Origin of the sequence: Buttiauxella izardii, from assembly GCF_003601925.1 — a bacterium.
Lineage (GTDB): Bacteria > Pseudomonadota > Gammaproteobacteria > Enterobacterales > Enterobacteriaceae > Buttiauxella > Buttiauxella izardii.
In genome coordinates, this window is sequence record NZ_QZWH01000031.1 from 39,139 (window position 1) to 55,264 (window position 16,126).

Annotated in this window: 18 protein-coding genes; 10 read left to right on the top strand and 8 right to left on the bottom strand. The window is 51.8% G+C overall.

Going from position 1 to position 16,126, the window contains the following annotated elements; genetic code table 11:
- Position 1 precedes the first annotated feature (1 nt).
- Positions 2–220 carry an acyl carrier protein gene (locus D6029_RS14285; RefSeq protein WP_120065393.1) on the top strand — a complete coding sequence of 73 codons (219 nt, stop codon included), beginning with the start codon at positions 2–4 and terminating at the stop codon, positions 218–220.
- Positions 221–373: 153 nt separating this feature from the next.
- Here D6029_RS14285 and cmoB read toward each other — a convergent pair whose 3' ends face one another.
- The 5 genes from cmoB to D6029_RS14310 all read right to left on the bottom strand — a co-directional run bounded on the left by cmoB (position 374) and on the right by D6029_RS14310 (position 3,980).
- A complete protein-coding gene (gene cmoB / locus D6029_RS14290; RefSeq protein ID WP_120065394.1) occupies positions 374–1,345 on the bottom strand; it encodes a tRNA 5-methoxyuridine(34)/uridine 5-oxyacetic acid(34) synthase CmoB in 972 nt (323 codons plus the stop codon).
- A complete protein-coding gene (gene cmoA, locus D6029_RS14295; protein ID WP_120065395.1) occupies positions 1,342–2,085 on the bottom strand; it encodes a carboxy-S-adenosyl-L-methionine synthase CmoA in 744 nt (247 codons plus the stop codon). The genes cmoB and cmoA overlap by 4 nt, the downstream gene beginning before the upstream one ends.
- Positions 2,086–2,132: 47 nt before the next feature.
- On the bottom strand, positions 2,133–2,528 hold the full coding sequence (locus tag D6029_RS14300) for an MAPEG family protein (RefSeq protein WP_120065396.1): 396 nt from the start codon (positions 2,526–2,528) through the stop codon (positions 2,133–2,135).
- Between the two features lie 70 nt (positions 2,529–2,598).
- Positions 2,599–3,417, bottom strand: a complete 819-nt coding sequence (locus tag D6029_RS14305) for a DUF72 domain-containing protein (RefSeq protein WP_120065397.1) — start codon at positions 3,415–3,417, stop codon at positions 2,599–2,601.
- Positions 3,414–3,980, bottom strand: a complete 567-nt coding sequence (locus tag D6029_RS14310) for a hydrolase (RefSeq protein WP_120065398.1) — start codon at positions 3,978–3,980, stop codon at positions 3,414–3,416. Before D6029_RS14310 ends, D6029_RS14305 begins: the two co-directional genes overlap by 4 nt.
- 250 nt (positions 3,981–4,230) lie before the next feature.
- On the opposite strand from D6029_RS14310, the gene aspS reads away from it, so the two are divergent.
- The 6 genes from aspS to ruvB all read left to right on the top strand — a co-directional run bounded on the left by aspS (position 4,231) and on the right by ruvB (position 9,496).
- Positions 4,231–6,003, top strand: coding sequence for an aspartate--tRNA ligase (gene aspS / locus D6029_RS14315; protein WP_120065399.1), 1,773 nt, complete (start codon positions 4,231–4,233; stop codon positions 6,001–6,003).
- On the top strand, positions 6,004–6,450 hold the full coding sequence (gene nudB / locus D6029_RS14320; protein ID WP_120065400.1) for a dihydroneopterin triphosphate diphosphatase: 447 nt from the start codon (positions 6,004–6,006) through the stop codon (positions 6,448–6,450).
- A 23-nt stretch (positions 6,451–6,473) separates the two neighbouring features.
- On the top strand, positions 6,474–7,217 hold the full coding sequence (locus tag D6029_RS14325; RefSeq protein WP_034496310.1) for a YebC/PmpR family DNA-binding transcriptional regulator: 744 nt from the start codon (positions 6,474–6,476) through the stop codon (positions 7,215–7,217).
- Between the two features lie 43 nt (positions 7,218–7,260).
- A complete protein-coding gene (gene ruvC / locus D6029_RS14330; RefSeq protein ID WP_034496011.1) occupies positions 7,261–7,782 on the top strand; it encodes a crossover junction endodeoxyribonuclease RuvC in 522 nt (173 codons plus the stop codon).
- A gap of 73 nt (positions 7,783–7,855) precedes the next feature.
- On the top strand, positions 7,856–8,467 hold the full coding sequence (gene ruvA / locus D6029_RS14335) for a Holliday junction branch migration protein RuvA (protein WP_120065401.1): 612 nt from the start codon (positions 7,856–7,858) through the stop codon (positions 8,465–8,467).
- Between the two features lie 21 nt (positions 8,468–8,488).
- Positions 8,489–9,496, top strand: coding sequence for a Holliday junction branch migration DNA helicase RuvB (ruvB, locus tag D6029_RS14340; RefSeq protein WP_120065402.1), 1,008 nt, complete (start codon positions 8,489–8,491; stop codon positions 9,494–9,496).
- Between the two features lie 79 nt (positions 9,497–9,575).
- Here the strand turns inward: ruvB and znuB are convergent, their stop codons facing one another.
- A complete protein-coding gene (gene znuB / locus D6029_RS14345; RefSeq protein ID WP_120065403.1) occupies positions 9,576–10,361 on the bottom strand; it encodes a zinc ABC transporter permease subunit ZnuB in 786 nt (261 codons plus the stop codon).
- Positions 10,358–11,113, bottom strand: coding sequence for a zinc ABC transporter ATP-binding protein ZnuC (gene znuC, locus D6029_RS14350; RefSeq protein WP_120065404.1), 756 nt, complete (start codon positions 11,111–11,113; stop codon positions 10,358–10,360). Before znuC ends, znuB begins: the two co-directional genes overlap by 4 nt.
- A gap of 79 nt (positions 11,114–11,192) precedes the next feature.
- Between znuC and znuA the strand changes: the two genes are divergently transcribed.
- From znuA to lpxM, 3 genes are all read left to right on the top strand, one after another.
- Positions 11,193–12,137 carry a zinc ABC transporter substrate-binding protein ZnuA gene (gene znuA, locus D6029_RS14355; protein WP_120065434.1) on the top strand — a complete coding sequence of 315 codons (945 nt, stop codon included), beginning with the start codon at positions 11,193–11,195 and terminating at the stop codon, positions 12,135–12,137.
- A 15-nt stretch (positions 12,138–12,152) separates the two neighbouring features.
- Positions 12,153–13,475, top strand: coding sequence for a murein DD-endopeptidase MepM (gene mepM, locus D6029_RS14360; protein WP_120065405.1), 1,323 nt, complete (start codon positions 12,153–12,155; stop codon positions 13,473–13,475).
- A gap of 123 nt (positions 13,476–13,598) precedes the next feature.
- Positions 13,599–14,573 (top strand): lauroyl-Kdo(2)-lipid IV(A) myristoyltransferase, encoded by a 975-nt coding sequence (lpxM, locus tag D6029_RS14365; RefSeq protein ID WP_120065406.1) that lies wholly within the window; start codon positions 13,599–13,601, stop codon positions 14,571–14,573.
- 40 nt (positions 14,574–14,613) lie between these two features.
- Here the strand turns inward: lpxM and pyk are convergent, their stop codons facing one another.
- Complete coding sequence (gene pyk, locus D6029_RS14370; RefSeq protein WP_120065407.1) at positions 14,614–16,056, bottom strand: pyruvate kinase; 1,443 nt, start codon at positions 16,054–16,056, stop codon at positions 14,614–14,616.
- Positions 16,057–16,126 lie beyond the last annotated feature (70 nt).

The following is a 16,126-nucleotide window of genomic DNA, read 5'->3' on the forward strand; positions in this document are numbered from 1 at the left end:
AATGGAACAGAAAATTTTAGATTTATTTGAAAACGTATTGTCGCGCAAAGTTGAATTTAATGATGAGTTGATTGAGTCCGGTATTCTCGATTCGATTACTGCGGTTGATGTCGTATTGGAAGTTCAGGCTGAATTTGGCTGTATGATTCCACCGACGGACGTTGCAACCGTGTTGAAAACGCCTGCCACCCTGGCAGGGTGGATTGAAGAGAACGCGTAGCTCTCACTGATCGCAAAGTATGTTGTAGGTCGTACAGCAGCGTCATCCGACAAAACTGGCGCAAGCGGTGGAGGACGCTGTCGCTTATCCACCCTACAAAACCGGTTAGTCAATCTGGAACCCCGGACTCAGTTCCGGGGTTTTTTGTGCTTGTTACGGTTTCCGCGCTACTAACACCGCGCGCAGCGGGGCAGGGTAGCCTTCGATGGTTTTGCGCTCATCGTTCGGGTCGAGGAAATCGGCCAGCGATTCAGTCGTCAGCCAGCTCGTGCGGCGCTGCTCTTCGCTTGTGGTGTAACAATGGTCGACGATTTTCACATCCACAAAGCCGCATTTCTCCAGCCAGTTTTTCAACGCTAACGCAGACGGAATGTAATACACATTACGCATTTGCGCGTAACGGTCGCCGGGCACCAGTACCGTATTTTCATCACCTTCCACAACCAACGTTTCCAGCACCAGTTCACCGTCTTTCGCCAGTTGGTTTTTCAGCTGATAAAGGTGATCGAGCGGCGAACGGCGGTGGTAGAGCACGCCCATTGAAAACACGGTATCGAAAATATTCAGCTCAGGAAGCTGCTCGATGCCCAGCGGCAGAACGTGTGCGCGTTGGTCGTTACCGAGCAATTTACGCACTGCTTCAAACTGGCAAACGAACAATTGCATCGGGTCGATACCCACTGCCAGATGCGCACCCGCGCCAATCATGCGCCACAGGTGGTAACCGCTGCCGCAGCCAACATCCAGAATAGTGCGCCCGGTCAGCGGGGAAATGTGCGGCAGAACGCGGTCCCATTTCAGGTCGGAACGCCATTCAGTGTCGATATCCACGCCGTATAGTGAATACGGTCCTTTGCGCCATGGCATCAGGTTACGCAGCAGTTTTTCAATGCCCAGACGCTGACCATCGCTAAGCGGTGTCTCTGGTTCCGCCGTGACGCTATGCAACAAATCGAGACGATACGGCGTCAGTTCAGGCAGGTATTCAACGGTGTTGTACCAATGTTTGAACTGGCCGTGCAGGTTCTCGCGCTGCCAGGTGGCGATTTGCGCAGGCAAGGTTTCTAGCCACGGAGCCAACGGGCTTTTCGCGATAAGCTGATAAAAATTACCAAAGTCGATCATGCAGATGTTCCTGATTTCAGTGCAACCAAAGAGCCAAAGTTAAAGCACTGGAACCATAATTCTGCGTGGTCAAATCCGGCTTGTTTGAGGCGTTGTTTATGCGTTTCAACGGAATCGGTGAGCATGACGTTTTCCAGCATGCTGCGTTTTTGGCTGATTTCCAGCTCGCTATAACCGTTTGCCCGTTTAAAGTCGTGGTGCATATTGAACAGCAATTCACCGACTTCGCCATCTTCAAAGCTGAACTTCTCAGACAGCACCAGCGCGCCGCCAGGGTTCAGACCTTTATAGATTTTTTCCAGCAGCAGTTTGCGGTCGTCTGGCTCAAGGAATTGCAGGGTGAAATTCAGCACCACCATTGAGGCGTTTTCGATAACGATATCGCGAATGTCGCCTTCGATGACGTCCACCGGAGTTTGCGCTTTGAAGGCGTCAAGATGACGACGGCAACGCTCGACCATTGCGGGGGAATTGTCTACCGCGATAATTTTGCAGTTGTCATGCTGAATGTTACGACGCACGGACAACGTCGCCGCGCCAAGAGAACAACCGAGGTCGTAAACCTGACTACCCGGTGCGACAAAGCGCTCCGCCAGCATGCCAATCATCGAAATGATGTTGGAATAGCCGGGCACCGATCGTTGAATCATATCGGGGAAAACTTCAGCTACACGTTCATCAAAGGTCCAGTCACCCAGTTTGGCAATTGGGGCGGAAAACAGCGTATCGCGGTCAGACATAATGTTAAATCCGGAAATTCGAAATTTCGAAAGGGGCATATTTTGCGTTAATGCAGCGAGAAAACCAACTCCCATGGCATATACCACAGGTTTGCCAGCACCATCAGAATCAAGGAGCACCAGGTGGCACTCATACCAGAACGACGCCAACTAATTAAACGATGATGAAAACCATAGGCATGCATCAGACGCCCGGCAATCAGCAGCAGCCCGCAAACATGCACCATCCAGGTTTCGGCACCGTTCATTTCCATCAGTAATAAAAGCACAATGGCGATAGGAACATATTCCACCGCATTGCCATGAATACGAATTGCGCTCTGAAGTTCGCTAAAACCGCCGTCGCCATAAGAGACGCGGTACTGCAAACGCATACGAACAACATCAAACGAAAATTTAATCAGCAACAAAGCACCCAAAACGGCATAGAGCGCGCTTACCATACCCACTTCCTTTAGAGATAGTTCCAGCACTGCCTATGATAGCAGCGCGACCTATAAGCTGTCGCTACCCCTAAAATAGGGAGTTTTGTTTGGGAATGGCCGGTTCGTTACCTAAAGCCGGGAAAGCTTGTTGCAACCCAGGCCATAATGCGTGAACCAGATCCTGCACCAGGCCAATATCGGGCGTATGCAAAAAGAGATACGGCGTGGATTTTTGTTCCCATTCGGGGAGCTTTTTTAGCCAGACATCAAAGAGCGCTTTATTTTGCTCCATATCGTCACTGCCGATAAATCGCACCATTGGATTTTTGGCAGTCAGAAGAGCATGAACCGGGACGACTGGCTTTTTGCGTTGCGCTTCACGAATGGCTTCATTATGCGGTTTGGCGCTATGAACCGGGCGACTATCAAGAATAACGCGATTCACATTACGTTCATGCAGGCCACGATTTAGCGCTTGTTCATCGGCACTTTTATCGAAGAAAGCAGGGTGGCGAACTTCAACGCCGTAAGTGAACTCTTTTGGCAATGAATCGAGGAAATTCCACAGCGCGGGTAAATCAGATGGCCCAAATGCAGCGGGAAGCTGGAGCCAGTATTGCCCGATGCGATTTGCCAGCGGTGACATGCGCTCAAGAAACTCGGCGGTTAAATCACCACACTGGCGCAAGGCTGCGTTGTGAGAAATCGTCGCCGGGAATTTAAAGCAGAAACGGAAATTATCGTCGGTCATTTCGCGCCAGCGTAATACCGTTTCTGCTTTGGGAAGGGCGTACAGCGTGGTGTTGCCTTCCACACAATTGAAGTGGCGAGCGTAATCTTCAAGAGAAGTGATGCCTAATCGCACCCATTTTGGATGCGACCATTGCGGAAGGCCAACGTAAATCACAGCGCTGCAATGACCTCTTCGGTGCTGCGAACGCGGCCAATGCGCGGGAAGATATTCGTCATGCTGCCCTGGTGTTGTTCGCTGCTGGCGGCGCTGCATGCGTCTTCAGCAATGATCAGGTTAAAGCCTAATTCCCAGGCGTTACGCGCGGTGGATTCGACGCCGATGTTGGTGGAAATCCCGCACAGCACGATAGTCTCGATACCCCGACGGCGCAGTTGAAGCTCGAGATCGGTGCCGTAGAATGCGCCCCACTGGCGTTTAGTCACTTCGATATCGCTGTCTTTTTTACCCAGAGCCTGCGGGTAAACCCACCAGTTTTCAGGAAGCGCATGCGCGCCAGCTTGCGCATCAACCGGTTGCTTGAGCGCTTCGGCAAAGTCTTTTGACCAGCCGACGCGAACCATAATCACGGGTGCGCCATTCGCGCGGAATTTCTCAGCCAGTTTGGCTGAACGAGCCACCACATCCTGTGCACTGTGCGGGCCACCCGCAAACGGCAGGATACCTTCCTGCAAATCAATAACGACAAGTGCGGTTTTGGAAGTATTCAGTTCTAACATTGGGTGACTCCAGGTCAAAATGGGGTTATCGCGTAATACCTTACGATGGAACAAGAGCCTGGCAGTTTACAAATTTTGTTAATTTTTGTGAGAATAAGCCAAACGAGGCGTTTTGAGACGCGTCAGTTCTTATCGTGGAGCGATATTTCCAGTATAATAGCCCCCTTTTTTCAACTATATCTGACTGACAAAAAATAGTGGCCACCGTTGCAGGTATTGGACAGTGAGCGGCTAATTTAAGGGATATCTCATGCGTACAGTATATTGCGGGCAGCTCAATCAATCCCATGTGGGACAACAAGTAACACTATGTGGTTGGGTCAATCGTCGTCGTGACCTCGGTAGCCTTATCTTTATTGATATGCGCGATCGCGAAGGCATCGTGCAGGTGTTTTTCGACCCGGATCGTCAGGATGCGTTCCAGCTTGCTTCCGAACTGCGTAATGAGTTCTGCATCCAGATCACCGGCACCGTGCGTCCGCGTGATGAGAAAAACATCAACAAAGATATGGCAACCGGTGCGGTAGAAGTCTTCGCCACCGATTTGAACATCATCAACCGTTCTGAAGCGCTGCCGCTGGACTCCAACCACGTCAACACCGAAGAAGCGCGTTTGAAATTCCGTTATCTGGACCTGCGTCGCCCTGAAATGGCGAACCGCCTGAAGACCCGTGCGAAAATCACCAGCTTCGTGCGCCGCTTTATGGATGACCACGGTTTCCTGGATATCGAAACGCCAATGCTGACCAAAGCCACGCCAGAAGGTGCGCGTGACTATCTGGTGCCGAGCCGTGTCCACAAAGGTAAATTCTACGCGCTGCCACAGTCTCCACAGCTGTTCAAACAGCTGCTGATGATGTCCGGTTTTGACCGCTACTATCAGATTGTTAAATGCTTCCGTGATGAAGATTTACGTGCTGACCGCCAGCCTGAATTTACCCAGATCGACGTAGAAACCTCCTTCATGACTGCACCGCAGGTGCGCGAAGTGATGGAAAAACTGGTTCGCGATATGTGGTTAGACGTGAAAAACGTTGACCTCGGCAGCTTCCCAATCATGACTTTCGCCGAAGCTGAGCGTCGTTATGGTTCTGACAAACCAGACCTGCGTAACCCAATGGAGCTGGTGGATGTGGCTGACCTGCTCAAAGACGTTGAGTTTAAAGTGTTCGCTGGCCCAGCAAATGATGCTAAAGGCCGCGTTGCTGCACTGCGAGTGCCAGGTGGCGCACAGTTAAGCCGTAAACAGATTGACGACTACGGCAAGTTCATTGAGATTTACGGCGCGAAAGGTCTGGCTTACATCAAAGTGACCGAGCGTGCGAAAGGCATCGAAGGCATCACCAGCCCGGTCGCTAAGTTCCTGAATGCAGAAATTGTTGAAGCCATTCTTGAGCGTACTGGTGCGCAAGATGGCGACATGATCTTCTTCGGCGCAGACAACAAGAAAGTGGTCGCTGATGCACTTGGCGCACTGCGTCTGAAAATCGGTAAAGACTTGAGCATCACCGATGAAAACGCATGGGCTCCGCTGTGGGTTATCGACTTCCCAATGTTTGAAGACAACGGCGAAGGCGGCCTGACCGCGATGCACCACCCGTTCACCGCGCCAAAAGATATGTCTCCAGAAGAACTGGCGGCAGATCCAGAAGCGGCAGTGGCCAACGCTTACGATATGGTGATCAACGGTTACGAAGTGGGCGGCGGTTCGGTGCGTATCCACAACGGCAACATGCAACAGACTGTGTTCGGCATTCTGGGTATCACCGAAGAAGACCAGCGCGAGAAGTTTGGCTTCCTGCTCGACGCCCTGAAATACGGCACACCGCCGCACGCGGGCCTGGCATTTGGTCTGGATCGTCTGACTATGCTGCTGACCGGCACCGACAACATCCGTGATGTTATCGCGTTCCCTAAAACCACCGCCGCAGCATGTCTGATGACCGAAGCGCCTAGCTTCGCCAATCCTCAGGCGCTGGCTGAACTGGGTGTGGCAGTGATTAAAAAGGCTGAGAAAGAATAAATGGCCTTTAAGCGTCCCGTATCGGTATTAGTAGTGATTTTTGCGAAAGACACCGGACGGGTGCTCATGTTACAGCGGCGCGACGATCCTGAATTCTGGCAGTCGGTTACCGGCAGCATAGAAGAGGGTGAAACCGCGCTGTTTGCCGCGCAGCGTGAAGTAAAGGAAGAGGTCGATATCGACGTTGAGTCTGAGCATCTGACCTTGAATGACTGCCAACGCCGCGTGGAATTCGAGATTTTTACACATTTGCGTCATCGCTATGCGCCGGGAATTACGCACAACACAGAATATTGGTTCTGTCTTGCGCTGCCAAACGAACGCCAGATAGCCATTTCGGAACATCTGGCCTGGGAATGGACGGACGCACCCGCTGCGGCTGCTCTGACTAAGTCGTGGAGCAACCGGCAAGCGATTGAAGAGTTTGTAATTAATGCTGCTCACTAAGCAGCTATTTTGGAGATATTTTTATGGCAGGTCACAGTAAATGGGCCAACACCAAGCACCGCAAGGCTGCTCAGGATTCCAAACGCGGTAAAATTTTTACCAAAATCATTCGTGAGCTGGTAACGGCTGCGCGTCTGGGCGGCGGCGATCCGGGTTCTAACCCGCGTCTGCGTGCGGCAATTGATAAAGCATTGTCCAACAACATGACGCGCGACACCTTAAACCGTGCAATCGCACGTGGTGTGGGTGGCGATGAAGACACCAACATGGAAACCATCATTTATGAAGGTTACGGCCCTGGTGGTTCTGCGGTGATGGTTGAATGCCTGAGTGACAACCGTAACCGTACCGTTGCGGAAGTGCGCCATGCGTTCAACAAATGTGGCGGTAACCTGGGAACTGATGGTTCTGTAGCGTATCTGTTCACCAAAAAAGGCGTTATCTCTTATGCCCCAGGCAAAGATGAAGACACCGTGATGGAAGCCGCTCTGGAAGCGGGTGCGGAAGACGTTGTTTCTTACGACGACGGCGCAATCGACGTGTTCACCGCGTGGGAAGAAATGGGCGCAGTACGTGACGCGCTGGAAGCTGCGGGTCTGAAAGCAGACGAAGCTGAAATCTCCATGATTCCTTCCACCAAAGCCGATATGGACGCAGAAACCGCACCGAAACTGATGCGCCTGATCGACATGTTGGAAGACTGCGATGACGTGCAAGAGGTTTATCACAACGGTGAGATCTCTGACGAGGTTGCGGCAACTCTGTAATGGCGTTGGCTGAAACCGTACATCTGTTTACGGGAGACGCGTGATGGCGATTATTCTCGGTATCGATCCGGGGTCACGCGTTACCGGTTACGGCGTTATTCGCCAGACCGGTCGGCAGCTTACCTATCTGGGCAGCGGCTGTATTCGTACTCAGGTGACCGACTTACCCTCGCGTTTGAAGCTTATCTACGCGGGGGTGAGCGAAATTATTACCCAGTTCCAACCTGAGTATTTCGCCATCGAATCGGTATTTATGGCGAAAAATGCAGACTCCGCTCTGAAACTCGGCCAGGCTCGTGGCGCTGCGATAGTCGCGGCGGTGAACCATGATTTGCCCGTGTTTGAGTATGCGGCTCGCCAGGTTAAACAGACAGTTGTGGGTATCGGCAGTGCAGAGAAAAGCCAGGTGCAGCATATGGTGCGCACTTTGCTGAAACTCTCAGCTAACCCGCAGGCGGATGCGGCGGATGCGCTGGCGATTGCCATCACGCATTGCCACGTGACGCAGAACTCGATGCAGATGAGCGATACACGGCTTAATTTGTCTCGAGGACGTTTAAAATAAATAGGGCTGGATATCTATCCAGCCTTTTTTATATGATAGGCAAAATTTTTTACGCAACCGTAGGGGAAGCAGTGTGATTGGAAGACTCAGAGGCATCATCCTGGAAAAACAGCCACCGCTGGTATTAATGGAAGCCGGCGGCGTTGGATACGAAGTTCACATGCCCATGACGTGCTTCTATGAATTACCGGAAATCGGTAAAGAAGCTGTGGTGTTTACCCAGTTTGTGGTGCGTGAAGACGCGCAACTGCTCTACGGTTTCAATAATAAACAAGAACGCACGCTCTTCCGCGAGCTTATAAAAGTGAATGGCGTTGGCCCGAAACTGGCGCTGGCGATTCTTTCTGGTATGTCGGCACAACAGTTTGTGAATGCCGTTGAGCGTGAAGAAATTGGTTCATTAGTTAAGCTGCCGGGCGTCGGCAAAAAGACCGCCGAACGTTTGATTGTTGAAATGAAAGACCGCTTCAAAGGCATGCATGGCGACCTGTTTACTCCGGCATCCGATTTGGTGCTAACTGCACCGGAAAGCGGTGTGACAGACGACGCCGAGCAGGAAGCCGTTGCGGCGCTGGTATCGCTGGGCTATAAACCACAAGAAGCCAGTCGCATGATCAGTAAAGTCGGCAAAGCTGGTGCCGATTGTGAAACCCTGATCCGTGAAGCATTACGCGCAGCACTTTGAAGCCCCTGAGGTAGAGAAAGGATGATTGAAGCAGACCGTCTGGTATCGCCAGACACCATCACCCCTGATGAGTTAATTGACCGCGCGATTCGCCCGCGTTTCCTGGCGGATTATGTCGGCCAGCCGCAGGTCACATCGCAAATGGAGATTTTCATCCAGGCGGCGAAACTGCGTGGGGATGCCCTCGATCATCTGTTAATTTTCGGCCCGCCAGGGTTGGGTAAAACCACGCTGGCGAATATTGTCGCCAACGAAATGGGTGTGAATCTGCGTACCACTTCCGGCCCGGTGCTGGAAAAGGCAGGGGATTTGGCGGCAATGCTGACCAACCTCGAACCTCATGACGTTTTATTTATCGATGAAATCCACCGTTTATCGCCAGTTGTCGAAGAAGTGCTTTACCCGGCAATGGAAGATTACCAACTCGATATCATGATTGGCGAAGGCCCGGCAGCGCGTTCGATTAAAATCGATTTGCCGCCGTTTACCCTGATTGGCGCGACCACGCGCGCGGGTTCGTTAACTTCGCCACTGCGTGACCGTTTCGGTATTGTGCAGCGCCTGGAATTTTACGGCGTTTCCGATTTGCAGCACATCGTTGGCCGCAGCGCGACAGTGTTGGGGCTGGAGATGAGCGAAGAGGGGGCTTTTGAAGTGGCGAAGCGAGCGCGTGGTACACCGCGTATTGCCAACCGTTTATTGCGCCGTGTGCGTGATTTTGCCGAAGTGCGCCACGATGGCACCATCAGTGCCGAAATCGCCTCGCAAGCGCTGGATATGTTGAATGTCGATACCGAAGGTTTTGACTATATGGACCGCAAGTTATTGCTGGCGGTGATAGATAAATTCATGGGCGGCCCGGTTGGGCTGGATAACCTGGCGGCAGCGATTGGCGAAGAACGTGAAACCATCGAAGATGTGCTGGAGCCGTTCTTGATTCAGCAGGGCTTCCTGCAACGTACTCCGCGTGGGCGAATGGCAACGCCGCGCGCCTGGACTCACTTTGGAATTATACCGCCCGTAGTTTAAGTAAAATGGCGGATGAAGTTGCACTTATCCGCCCTACGGTTTTGTAGGTTGGATAAGCGCAAGCGCCATCCAACACAATTTAAGCCGCTTGCTTCTTCGCCATACTTAATACAAACAATACCGCCGAACTTAACACCACTGATGGCCCGGCTGGTGTGTCATAAAACGCTGAGAACGTCAGCCCGCCTGTGACTGAAAGCATTCCGATAATCACCGCAAAACCCGCCATTTGCTCAGGCGTACGCGCAAAACGACGCGCCGTTGCCGCAGGAATAATCAGCAGGGAAGTAATAATCAGCGCACCGACGAATTTCATTGCCACGCCAATCGTCAGCGCCGTCACCAGCATCAACAACATCTTCACGCGTTGCAGATTGACCCCGTCAACATGAGCCAAATCCGGACTGATAGTCATCGACAACAAATTACGCCATTGCCAAAGTAGTACGCCAACCACCACCGCCACACCCAACGCAATCGAAATAATATCGGGCATCGTCACTGAGAGCAGGTCGCCAAACAGATACGCCATTAAATCGACGCGCACGTTCGACATTAAACTCACCACCACTAAACCAAGCGACAGGGCGCTGTGCGCCATAATGCCAAGCAAAGTATCCAGTGCCAGGTGAGGGCGCTTTTCGAGCCACACTAGCCCGATAGCCAGCAGTAAAGTCACTGCAATCACCGCATAAAATGGATTCACATTGAGCAGCAGACCAAACGCGACGCCGAGCAAAGAAGCATGGGCGAGGGTATCGCCAAAGTAAGACATCCGACGCCAGACCACAAACGAACCCAACGGGCCGGCGGCGCAGGCCAGTAAAATCCCGGCAAGCCAGCCGGGCAACAACAATTCAATCATGACTGGCCATTCCCTCTGCGCAAAATAATACGTCCGGTTAAATCGTGACGATGATTATGGTGGTGACGGTAAATGCCCAACTGCTCAGCACCACGCACACCAAACATCGAAATAAATTCTGGATGCATCGACACCACTTCTGGCGTGCCAGAACAGCAAATATGGTGGTTCAAACACAACACATCATCGGTTTTCGCCATCACTAAATGCAGGTCGTGGGAAACCATCATCACCGCGCAATCAAGCTCGTGGCGCAACTGGTCAATCAGGTTATAAAGCGCGAGTTGCCCGTTAACATCCACGCCTTGTGTTGGTTCATCAAGCACCAGTAATTGCGGCTGATTTAACAAAGCACGCGCCAGCAGAACTCGTTGATTCTCACCGCCAGAAAGCTTTTGCATTGGCGCTTCAATCAGATGGGCCGCCTGTACGCGTTTCAGCGCAGGCAAAATATCCGATTTTTTCACACCTGGACGCAGACGCATAAAGCGGCTGACGGTTAACGGCAGAGTGGCGTCGAGATGGAGTTTTTGCGGCACGTAGCCGATGCGCAGGTCGCGGTCACGCTTGATAACGCCTTCATCAGGTGCTACCAGACCCAAAACCACACGCACCAGTGTTGATTTCCCGGCACCATTTGGCCCAAGCAACGTCAAAATGCGACCCGGTTTGAGATCGAGTGAAATATCAGACAGCACGCGGCGTTGTCCGAAAGAAACAGAGATATTTTCCAGTGATACCAGATTTGTCATGACAATTTCAGGGGTTGCAGAAGTTAGCGGATGTTATAATATCACACATCTCACATTCTTAACGATGAAAAGTCGCATTATGTTACATAAAAACTCATTTCTTTGCGCAGCTTTAACAACTGCCTTTTTGGGTGCCGCAGCCGCCCCAGCGCAGGCGGCGGTAGTGGCTTCAATCAAACCCTTAGGTTTTATCGCCGCAGCGATCGCTGATGGCGTGACACCGACCGAAGTTTTGCTGCCAGATGGCGCTTCTGAGCATGATTATGCACTTCGTCCATCTGATGTAAAACGCTTACAAAGCGCGGACTTAGTGGTGTGGGTTGGCCCCGAAATGGAAGCCTTCATGCAGAAGTCAGTTAATCAATTAGCTGAACAAAAACAAGTGCAACTGGCCGCTTTGCCCGGTGTAAAACCGTTACTCATGAAAGGCAGCGACGATGACGACCATGGTCACGAAGGTCATGACCATTCAGCCGAAAATAGTGACGAAGATCACCATCATGGTGAATACAACATGCATATTTGGCTTTCGCCAGAGGTGGCGCGGCTGTCAGCGGTTGCAATCCACGATAAATTAGTGGAACTTATGCCGCAAAGTAGAGCCAAACTAGACGCCAACTTGCAGACTTTCGAGTTAGGATTAGCCAACATCGATAAGCAAGTCGGTAGCGTGCTCGCACCGCTCAAAGGAAAAGGGTATTTCGTTTTTCACGACGCTTATGGCTACTTTGAAAAACATTACGGTCTAACGCCACTTGGCCATTTTACCGTGAACCCTGAAATCCAACCCGGTGCGCAGCGTTTACATGACATCAGAACACAGTTGGTTGAGCAAAAAGCCGTGTGCGTTTTTGCTGAGCCGCAGTTCAGGCCAGCCGTAATCAATGCCGTTGCCCGTGGCACTAACGTTCGTTCCGGAACGCTGGACCCACTGGGGATTGAGGTTAAGCTCGGCAAAGACAGCTATATGCAGTTTTTGAACGGGCTTGCGAACCAATATGCGAGCTGCCTGAAAGGAGATTAGTGAGGAAGTGAATACGTGCAACAGATAGCCCGCTCTGTCGCCCTGGCATTCGACAATTTGTCCCGGCCCCACCGCGTTATGCTGGGGTCTCTTACAGTTCTTACACTTGCGGTCGCTGTCTGGCGACCGTACGTCTATCATCCTGAAGCCAGCCCCGTTATTAAAACCATTGAACTTGAGAAAAACGAGATTCGCTCGTTACTTCCCGAGGCCAGTGAGCCGCTAGATCAATCGCCAGATGCCGAAGATGACACCATTCCACAAGATGAACTCGATGATAAAACAGCGGGTGAAACCGGTGTTCACGAGTATGTCGTTTCTACTGGGGATACGCTCAGCAGCATTCTGAACCAGTACGGCATTGATATGGGTGATATCAGCCAGCTTGCCGCAGTGGATAAAGATCTGCGTAACCTGAAAATCGGCCAGCAAATTTCCTGGACGCTTAATGATAACGGCGAATTACAGCGCATGACGTGGGAAATGTCGCGTCGTGAAACCCGTACTTACGACCGCTCAGGTAGCACCTTCAAACTCAGCAGCGAAATGCAGCAGGGCGAATGGGTCAACAATGTGCTCAAAGGCACCGTTGGCGGCAGCTTTGTTAGCAGTGCGAAAGACGCCGGTTTAACCAGTGCTGAAATTAGCTCGGTAATCAAGGCGATGCAGTGGCAGATGGACTTCCGCAAACTGAAAAAAGGCGATGAGTTCTCCGTCCTTATGTCTCGTGAAATGCTCGAAGGCAAACGCGAACAAAGCCAACTGGTCGGCGTTCGTCTGCGCAGCAGCGGTAAAGATTATTATGCGATTCGCGCTGAAGACGGCAAATTCTACGACCGTAATGGCTCCGGGCTGGCGAAAGGCTTTATGCGTTTCCCAACGGCTAAACAGTTCCGCATTTCGTCGAACTTTAACCCGCGTCGCTTAAACCCGGTTACCGGGCGTGTCGCACCGCACAAAGGTGTCGATTTTGCGATGCCACAAGGCACACCAGTGCTGGCGGTGGGTGATGGTGAAGTGGTTATGGCAAAACGTAGTGGCGCGGCGGGTTACTTTGTCGCTATCCGTCACGGTCGCACTTACACCACGCGTTACATGCATCTGAAGAAATTGCTGGTTCAGCCTGGTCAGAAAGTGAAACGTGGCGACCGTATCGCGCTTTCCGGGAATACCGGGCGTTCTACCGGGCCGCACCTGCATTATGAAGTGTGGGTTAACCAGCAGGCTGTGAACCCGTTGACGGCGAAACTGCCACGTACCGAAGGGCTGACAGGTTCAGATCGTAGTGATTACCTGGCACAAGTTCGTGAAGTGACACCGCAGCTTAGATTCAACTAATTAAGCCTTTTGACAAAAGCCGGTACTCAGTGACCGGCTTTTTCTTTGTCTGATGGGCATTACCCCGCTAAGATACTTACAAATTCATGTCATCAATGATTTGATGCTGTACTGAGAATATGCATGGAAAAAGCAAAAAAAAGTCACAGTGAGTTCATTCCCGAATTTCAAAAGGCCTTCTTGCACCCGAAGTTTTGGGGCGCCTGGTTAGGCGTGGGCGCTTTTGCAGGGCTGGCAATGTTACCGCCTGCATTACGCGATCCTTTTCTGGGTAAAGTAGGACGCCTTGCCGGACGCTTCGGTAAAAGTGCGCGTCGTCGCGCGCAAATTAACTTGCTGTATTGTTTCCCGGAGATGCCTGAAGCAAAACGTGAAGCGATTATTGACGAGATGTTTGCCACCGCGCCGCAAGCGATGGTGATGATGGCGGAGCTGGCGATTAAAGGCCCGCAAAAAATCATGCCGCGTGTTGACTGGCACGGCAAAGAAATTATCGACGAGATAAAGCAGCGCGAAGAAAAAGTGATTTTCCTCGTTCCGCACGGTTGGGCGGTGGACATTCCTGCGATGCTATTGGCGTCTCAGGGGCAAAAAATGGCGGCGATGTTCCATAACCAGGGCAACCCGTTATTTGACTATATGTGGAATACCGTGCGCCGCCGTTTTGGTGGGCGTCTGCATGCACGTAATGACGGGATTAAGCCGTTTATTAGCTCTGTGCGTCAGGGATACTGGGGATATTATCTGCCCGATCAGGATCACGGTGCAGAACATAGCGAATTTGTTGATTTCTTTGGCACCTATAAAGCCACGCTGCCAGCGATTGGCCGTTTAATGAAAGTGTCGCGTGCACGTGTGGTTCCGTTATTCCCGGTCTACAACGGCAAAACACATCGTCTGGATATTCATATTCGTCCGCCGATGGACGACTTACTCGAAGCTGACGACAACACCATTGCCCGTCGCATGAACGAAGAAGTTGAAATTTTGGTGGGGCCAAATCTCGAGCAGTACACCTGGATTTTAAAATTGCTTAAAACGCGCAAAGAAGGGGAAACCGAACCCTATCGGCGCAAAGAACTGTATCCTAAAAAATAAGAAAGGGGCCAATCGGCCCCTTTGTCATATTACGAGTGAATTACTCAACACACAGAATACGTGTGGTGTTGGTGGTACCAATGGTACTCATCACGTCGCCCTGGGTCACGATAACCAGGTCACCGGAAACCAGGTAGCCTTTGTCGCGCAGCAGGTTTACTGCGTCACTTGCAGCGGCAACACCGTCGTTCTGGCTATCGAAGTACACCGGCGTCACGCCACGGTACAAAGATGTCAGGTTCAGCGTGCGCTCATGGCGAGACATGGCGAAAATTGGCAAGCCGGAGCTGATACGTGAAGTCATCAACGCGGTGCGGCCAGACTCGGTCATGGTGATGATGGCAGTAACCCCTTTCAGGTGGTTTGCCGCATACATCGCAGACATCGCAATCGCTTCTTCGGTGTTATCGAACTGTACGTCTAAGCGGTGCTTAGAAACGTTGATGCTTGGGATTTTCTCAGCGCCCAGGCAAACACGCGCCATCGCGGCAACGGTTTCAGCCGGGTATTGACCCGCCGCAGTTTCAGCGGAAAGCATAACCGCATCCGTACCATCCAGAACGGCGTTCGCCACGTCCATGACTTCGGCACGGGTTGGCATCGGGTTGGTGATCATCGACTCCATCATTTGAGTCGCGGTGATCACCGCACGGTTCAACTTGCGAGCACGGCGAATCAGGGTCTTCTGAATGCCGACTAGCTCAGGATCACCGATTTCAACGCCCAGGTCGCCACGAGCAACCATTACCACGTCGGAAGCGAGGATTACGTCGTCCATCGCGGCTTCGTCGCATACGGCTTCTGCACGTTCAACTTTTGCCACGATCTTCGCGTCACAACCTGCGTCACGCGCCAGACGGCGAGCGTAGTTCAGGTCTTCGCCACAGCGTGGGAAGGAAACCGCCAGGTAATCAACGCCGATTTTTGCTGCAGTCAGAATGTCTGCTTTGTCTTTGTCGGTCAGCGCTTCAGCGGACAGGCCGCCGCCCAGCTTGTTGATACCTTTATTGTTCGACAGCGGGCCACCCACGGTGACTTCCGTGAACACTTTCATGCCCTGAACTTCAAGGACTTTTAACTGAACGCGGCCGTCATCAAGCAGCAGGATGTCGCCGGTGACAACGTCAGCAGGCAGACCTTTATAGTCGATACCGACTTTTTCTTTGTCGCCTTCGCCTTTGCCCAGGTTGGCATCAAGCAGGAATTTGTCACCAATGTTAAGGAAGACTTTGCCTTCTTTAAACGTGGACACACGAATTTTTGGCCCTTGCAAATCGCCCAGAATAGCGACATGACGACCCAGTTTTGCGGCAATTTCACGAACTTTGTCAGCACGGATCTGATGATCTTCTGCGGTGCCGTGGGAAAAGTTCATACGCACCACGTTAGCGCCAGCAGCGATAATCTTTTCCAGATTATTGTCGCGATCGGTAGCTGGGCCTAAAGTGGTAACGATTTTGGTTCTACGTAGCCGTCTGGACATGTATTACTCCGTTGACTGAAACAACTTTGGTGTTGCGTTAACAAAAAGATTCGGTGAGTCAGGTTGCTTG

What these genes read in the sequence shown, in the direction of transcription:
- D6029_RS14285 (WP_120065393.1), top strand. Translation starts at nt 2, where the DNA reads ATGGAACAGAAAATTTTAGATTTATTTGAAAACGTATTGTCGCGCAAA.
- cmoB (WP_120065394.1), bottom strand. Translation starts at nt 1,345, where the DNA reads ATGATCGACTTTGGTAATTTTTATCAGCTTATCGCGAAAAGCCCGTTG.
- cmoA (WP_120065395.1), bottom strand. Translation starts at nt 2,085, where the DNA reads ATGTCTGACCGCGATACGCTGTTTTCCGCCCCAATTGCCAAACTGGGT.
- D6029_RS14300 (WP_120065396.1), bottom strand. Translation starts at nt 2,528, where the DNA reads ATGGTAAGCGCGCTCTATGCCGTTTTGGGTGCTTTGTTGCTGATTAAA.
- D6029_RS14310 (WP_120065398.1), bottom strand. Translation starts at nt 3,980, where the DNA reads ATGTTAGAACTGAATACTTCCAAAACCGCACTTGTCGTTATTGATTTG.
- aspS (WP_120065399.1), top strand. Translation starts at nt 4,231, where the DNA reads ATGCGTACAGTATATTGCGGGCAGCTCAATCAATCCCATGTGGGACAA.
- nudB (WP_120065400.1), top strand. Translation starts at nt 6,004, where the DNA reads ATGGCCTTTAAGCGTCCCGTATCGGTATTAGTAGTGATTTTTGCGAAA.
- D6029_RS14325 (WP_034496310.1), top strand. Translation starts at nt 6,474, where the DNA reads ATGGCAGGTCACAGTAAATGGGCCAACACCAAGCACCGCAAGGCTGCT.
- ruvC (WP_034496011.1), top strand. Translation starts at nt 7,261, where the DNA reads ATGGCGATTATTCTCGGTATCGATCCGGGGTCACGCGTTACCGGTTAC.
- ruvB (WP_120065402.1), top strand. Translation starts at nt 8,489, where the DNA reads ATGATTGAAGCAGACCGTCTGGTATCGCCAGACACCATCACCCCTGAT.
- znuB (WP_120065403.1), bottom strand. Translation starts at nt 10,361, where the DNA reads ATGATTGAATTGTTGTTGCCCGGCTGGCTTGCCGGGATTTTACTGGCC.
- znuC (WP_120065404.1), bottom strand. Translation starts at nt 11,113, where the DNA reads ATGACAAATCTGGTATCACTGGAAAATATCTCTGTTTCTTTCGGACAA.
- znuA (WP_120065434.1), top strand. Translation starts at nt 11,193, where the DNA reads ATGTTACATAAAAACTCATTTCTTTGCGCAGCTTTAACAACTGCCTTT.
- lpxM (WP_120065406.1), top strand. Translation starts at nt 13,599, where the DNA reads ATGGAAAAAGCAAAAAAAAGTCACAGTGAGTTCATTCCCGAATTTCAA.
- pyk (WP_120065407.1), bottom strand. Translation starts at nt 16,056, where the DNA reads ATGTCCAGACGGCTACGTAGAACCAAAATCGTTACCACTTTAGGCCCA.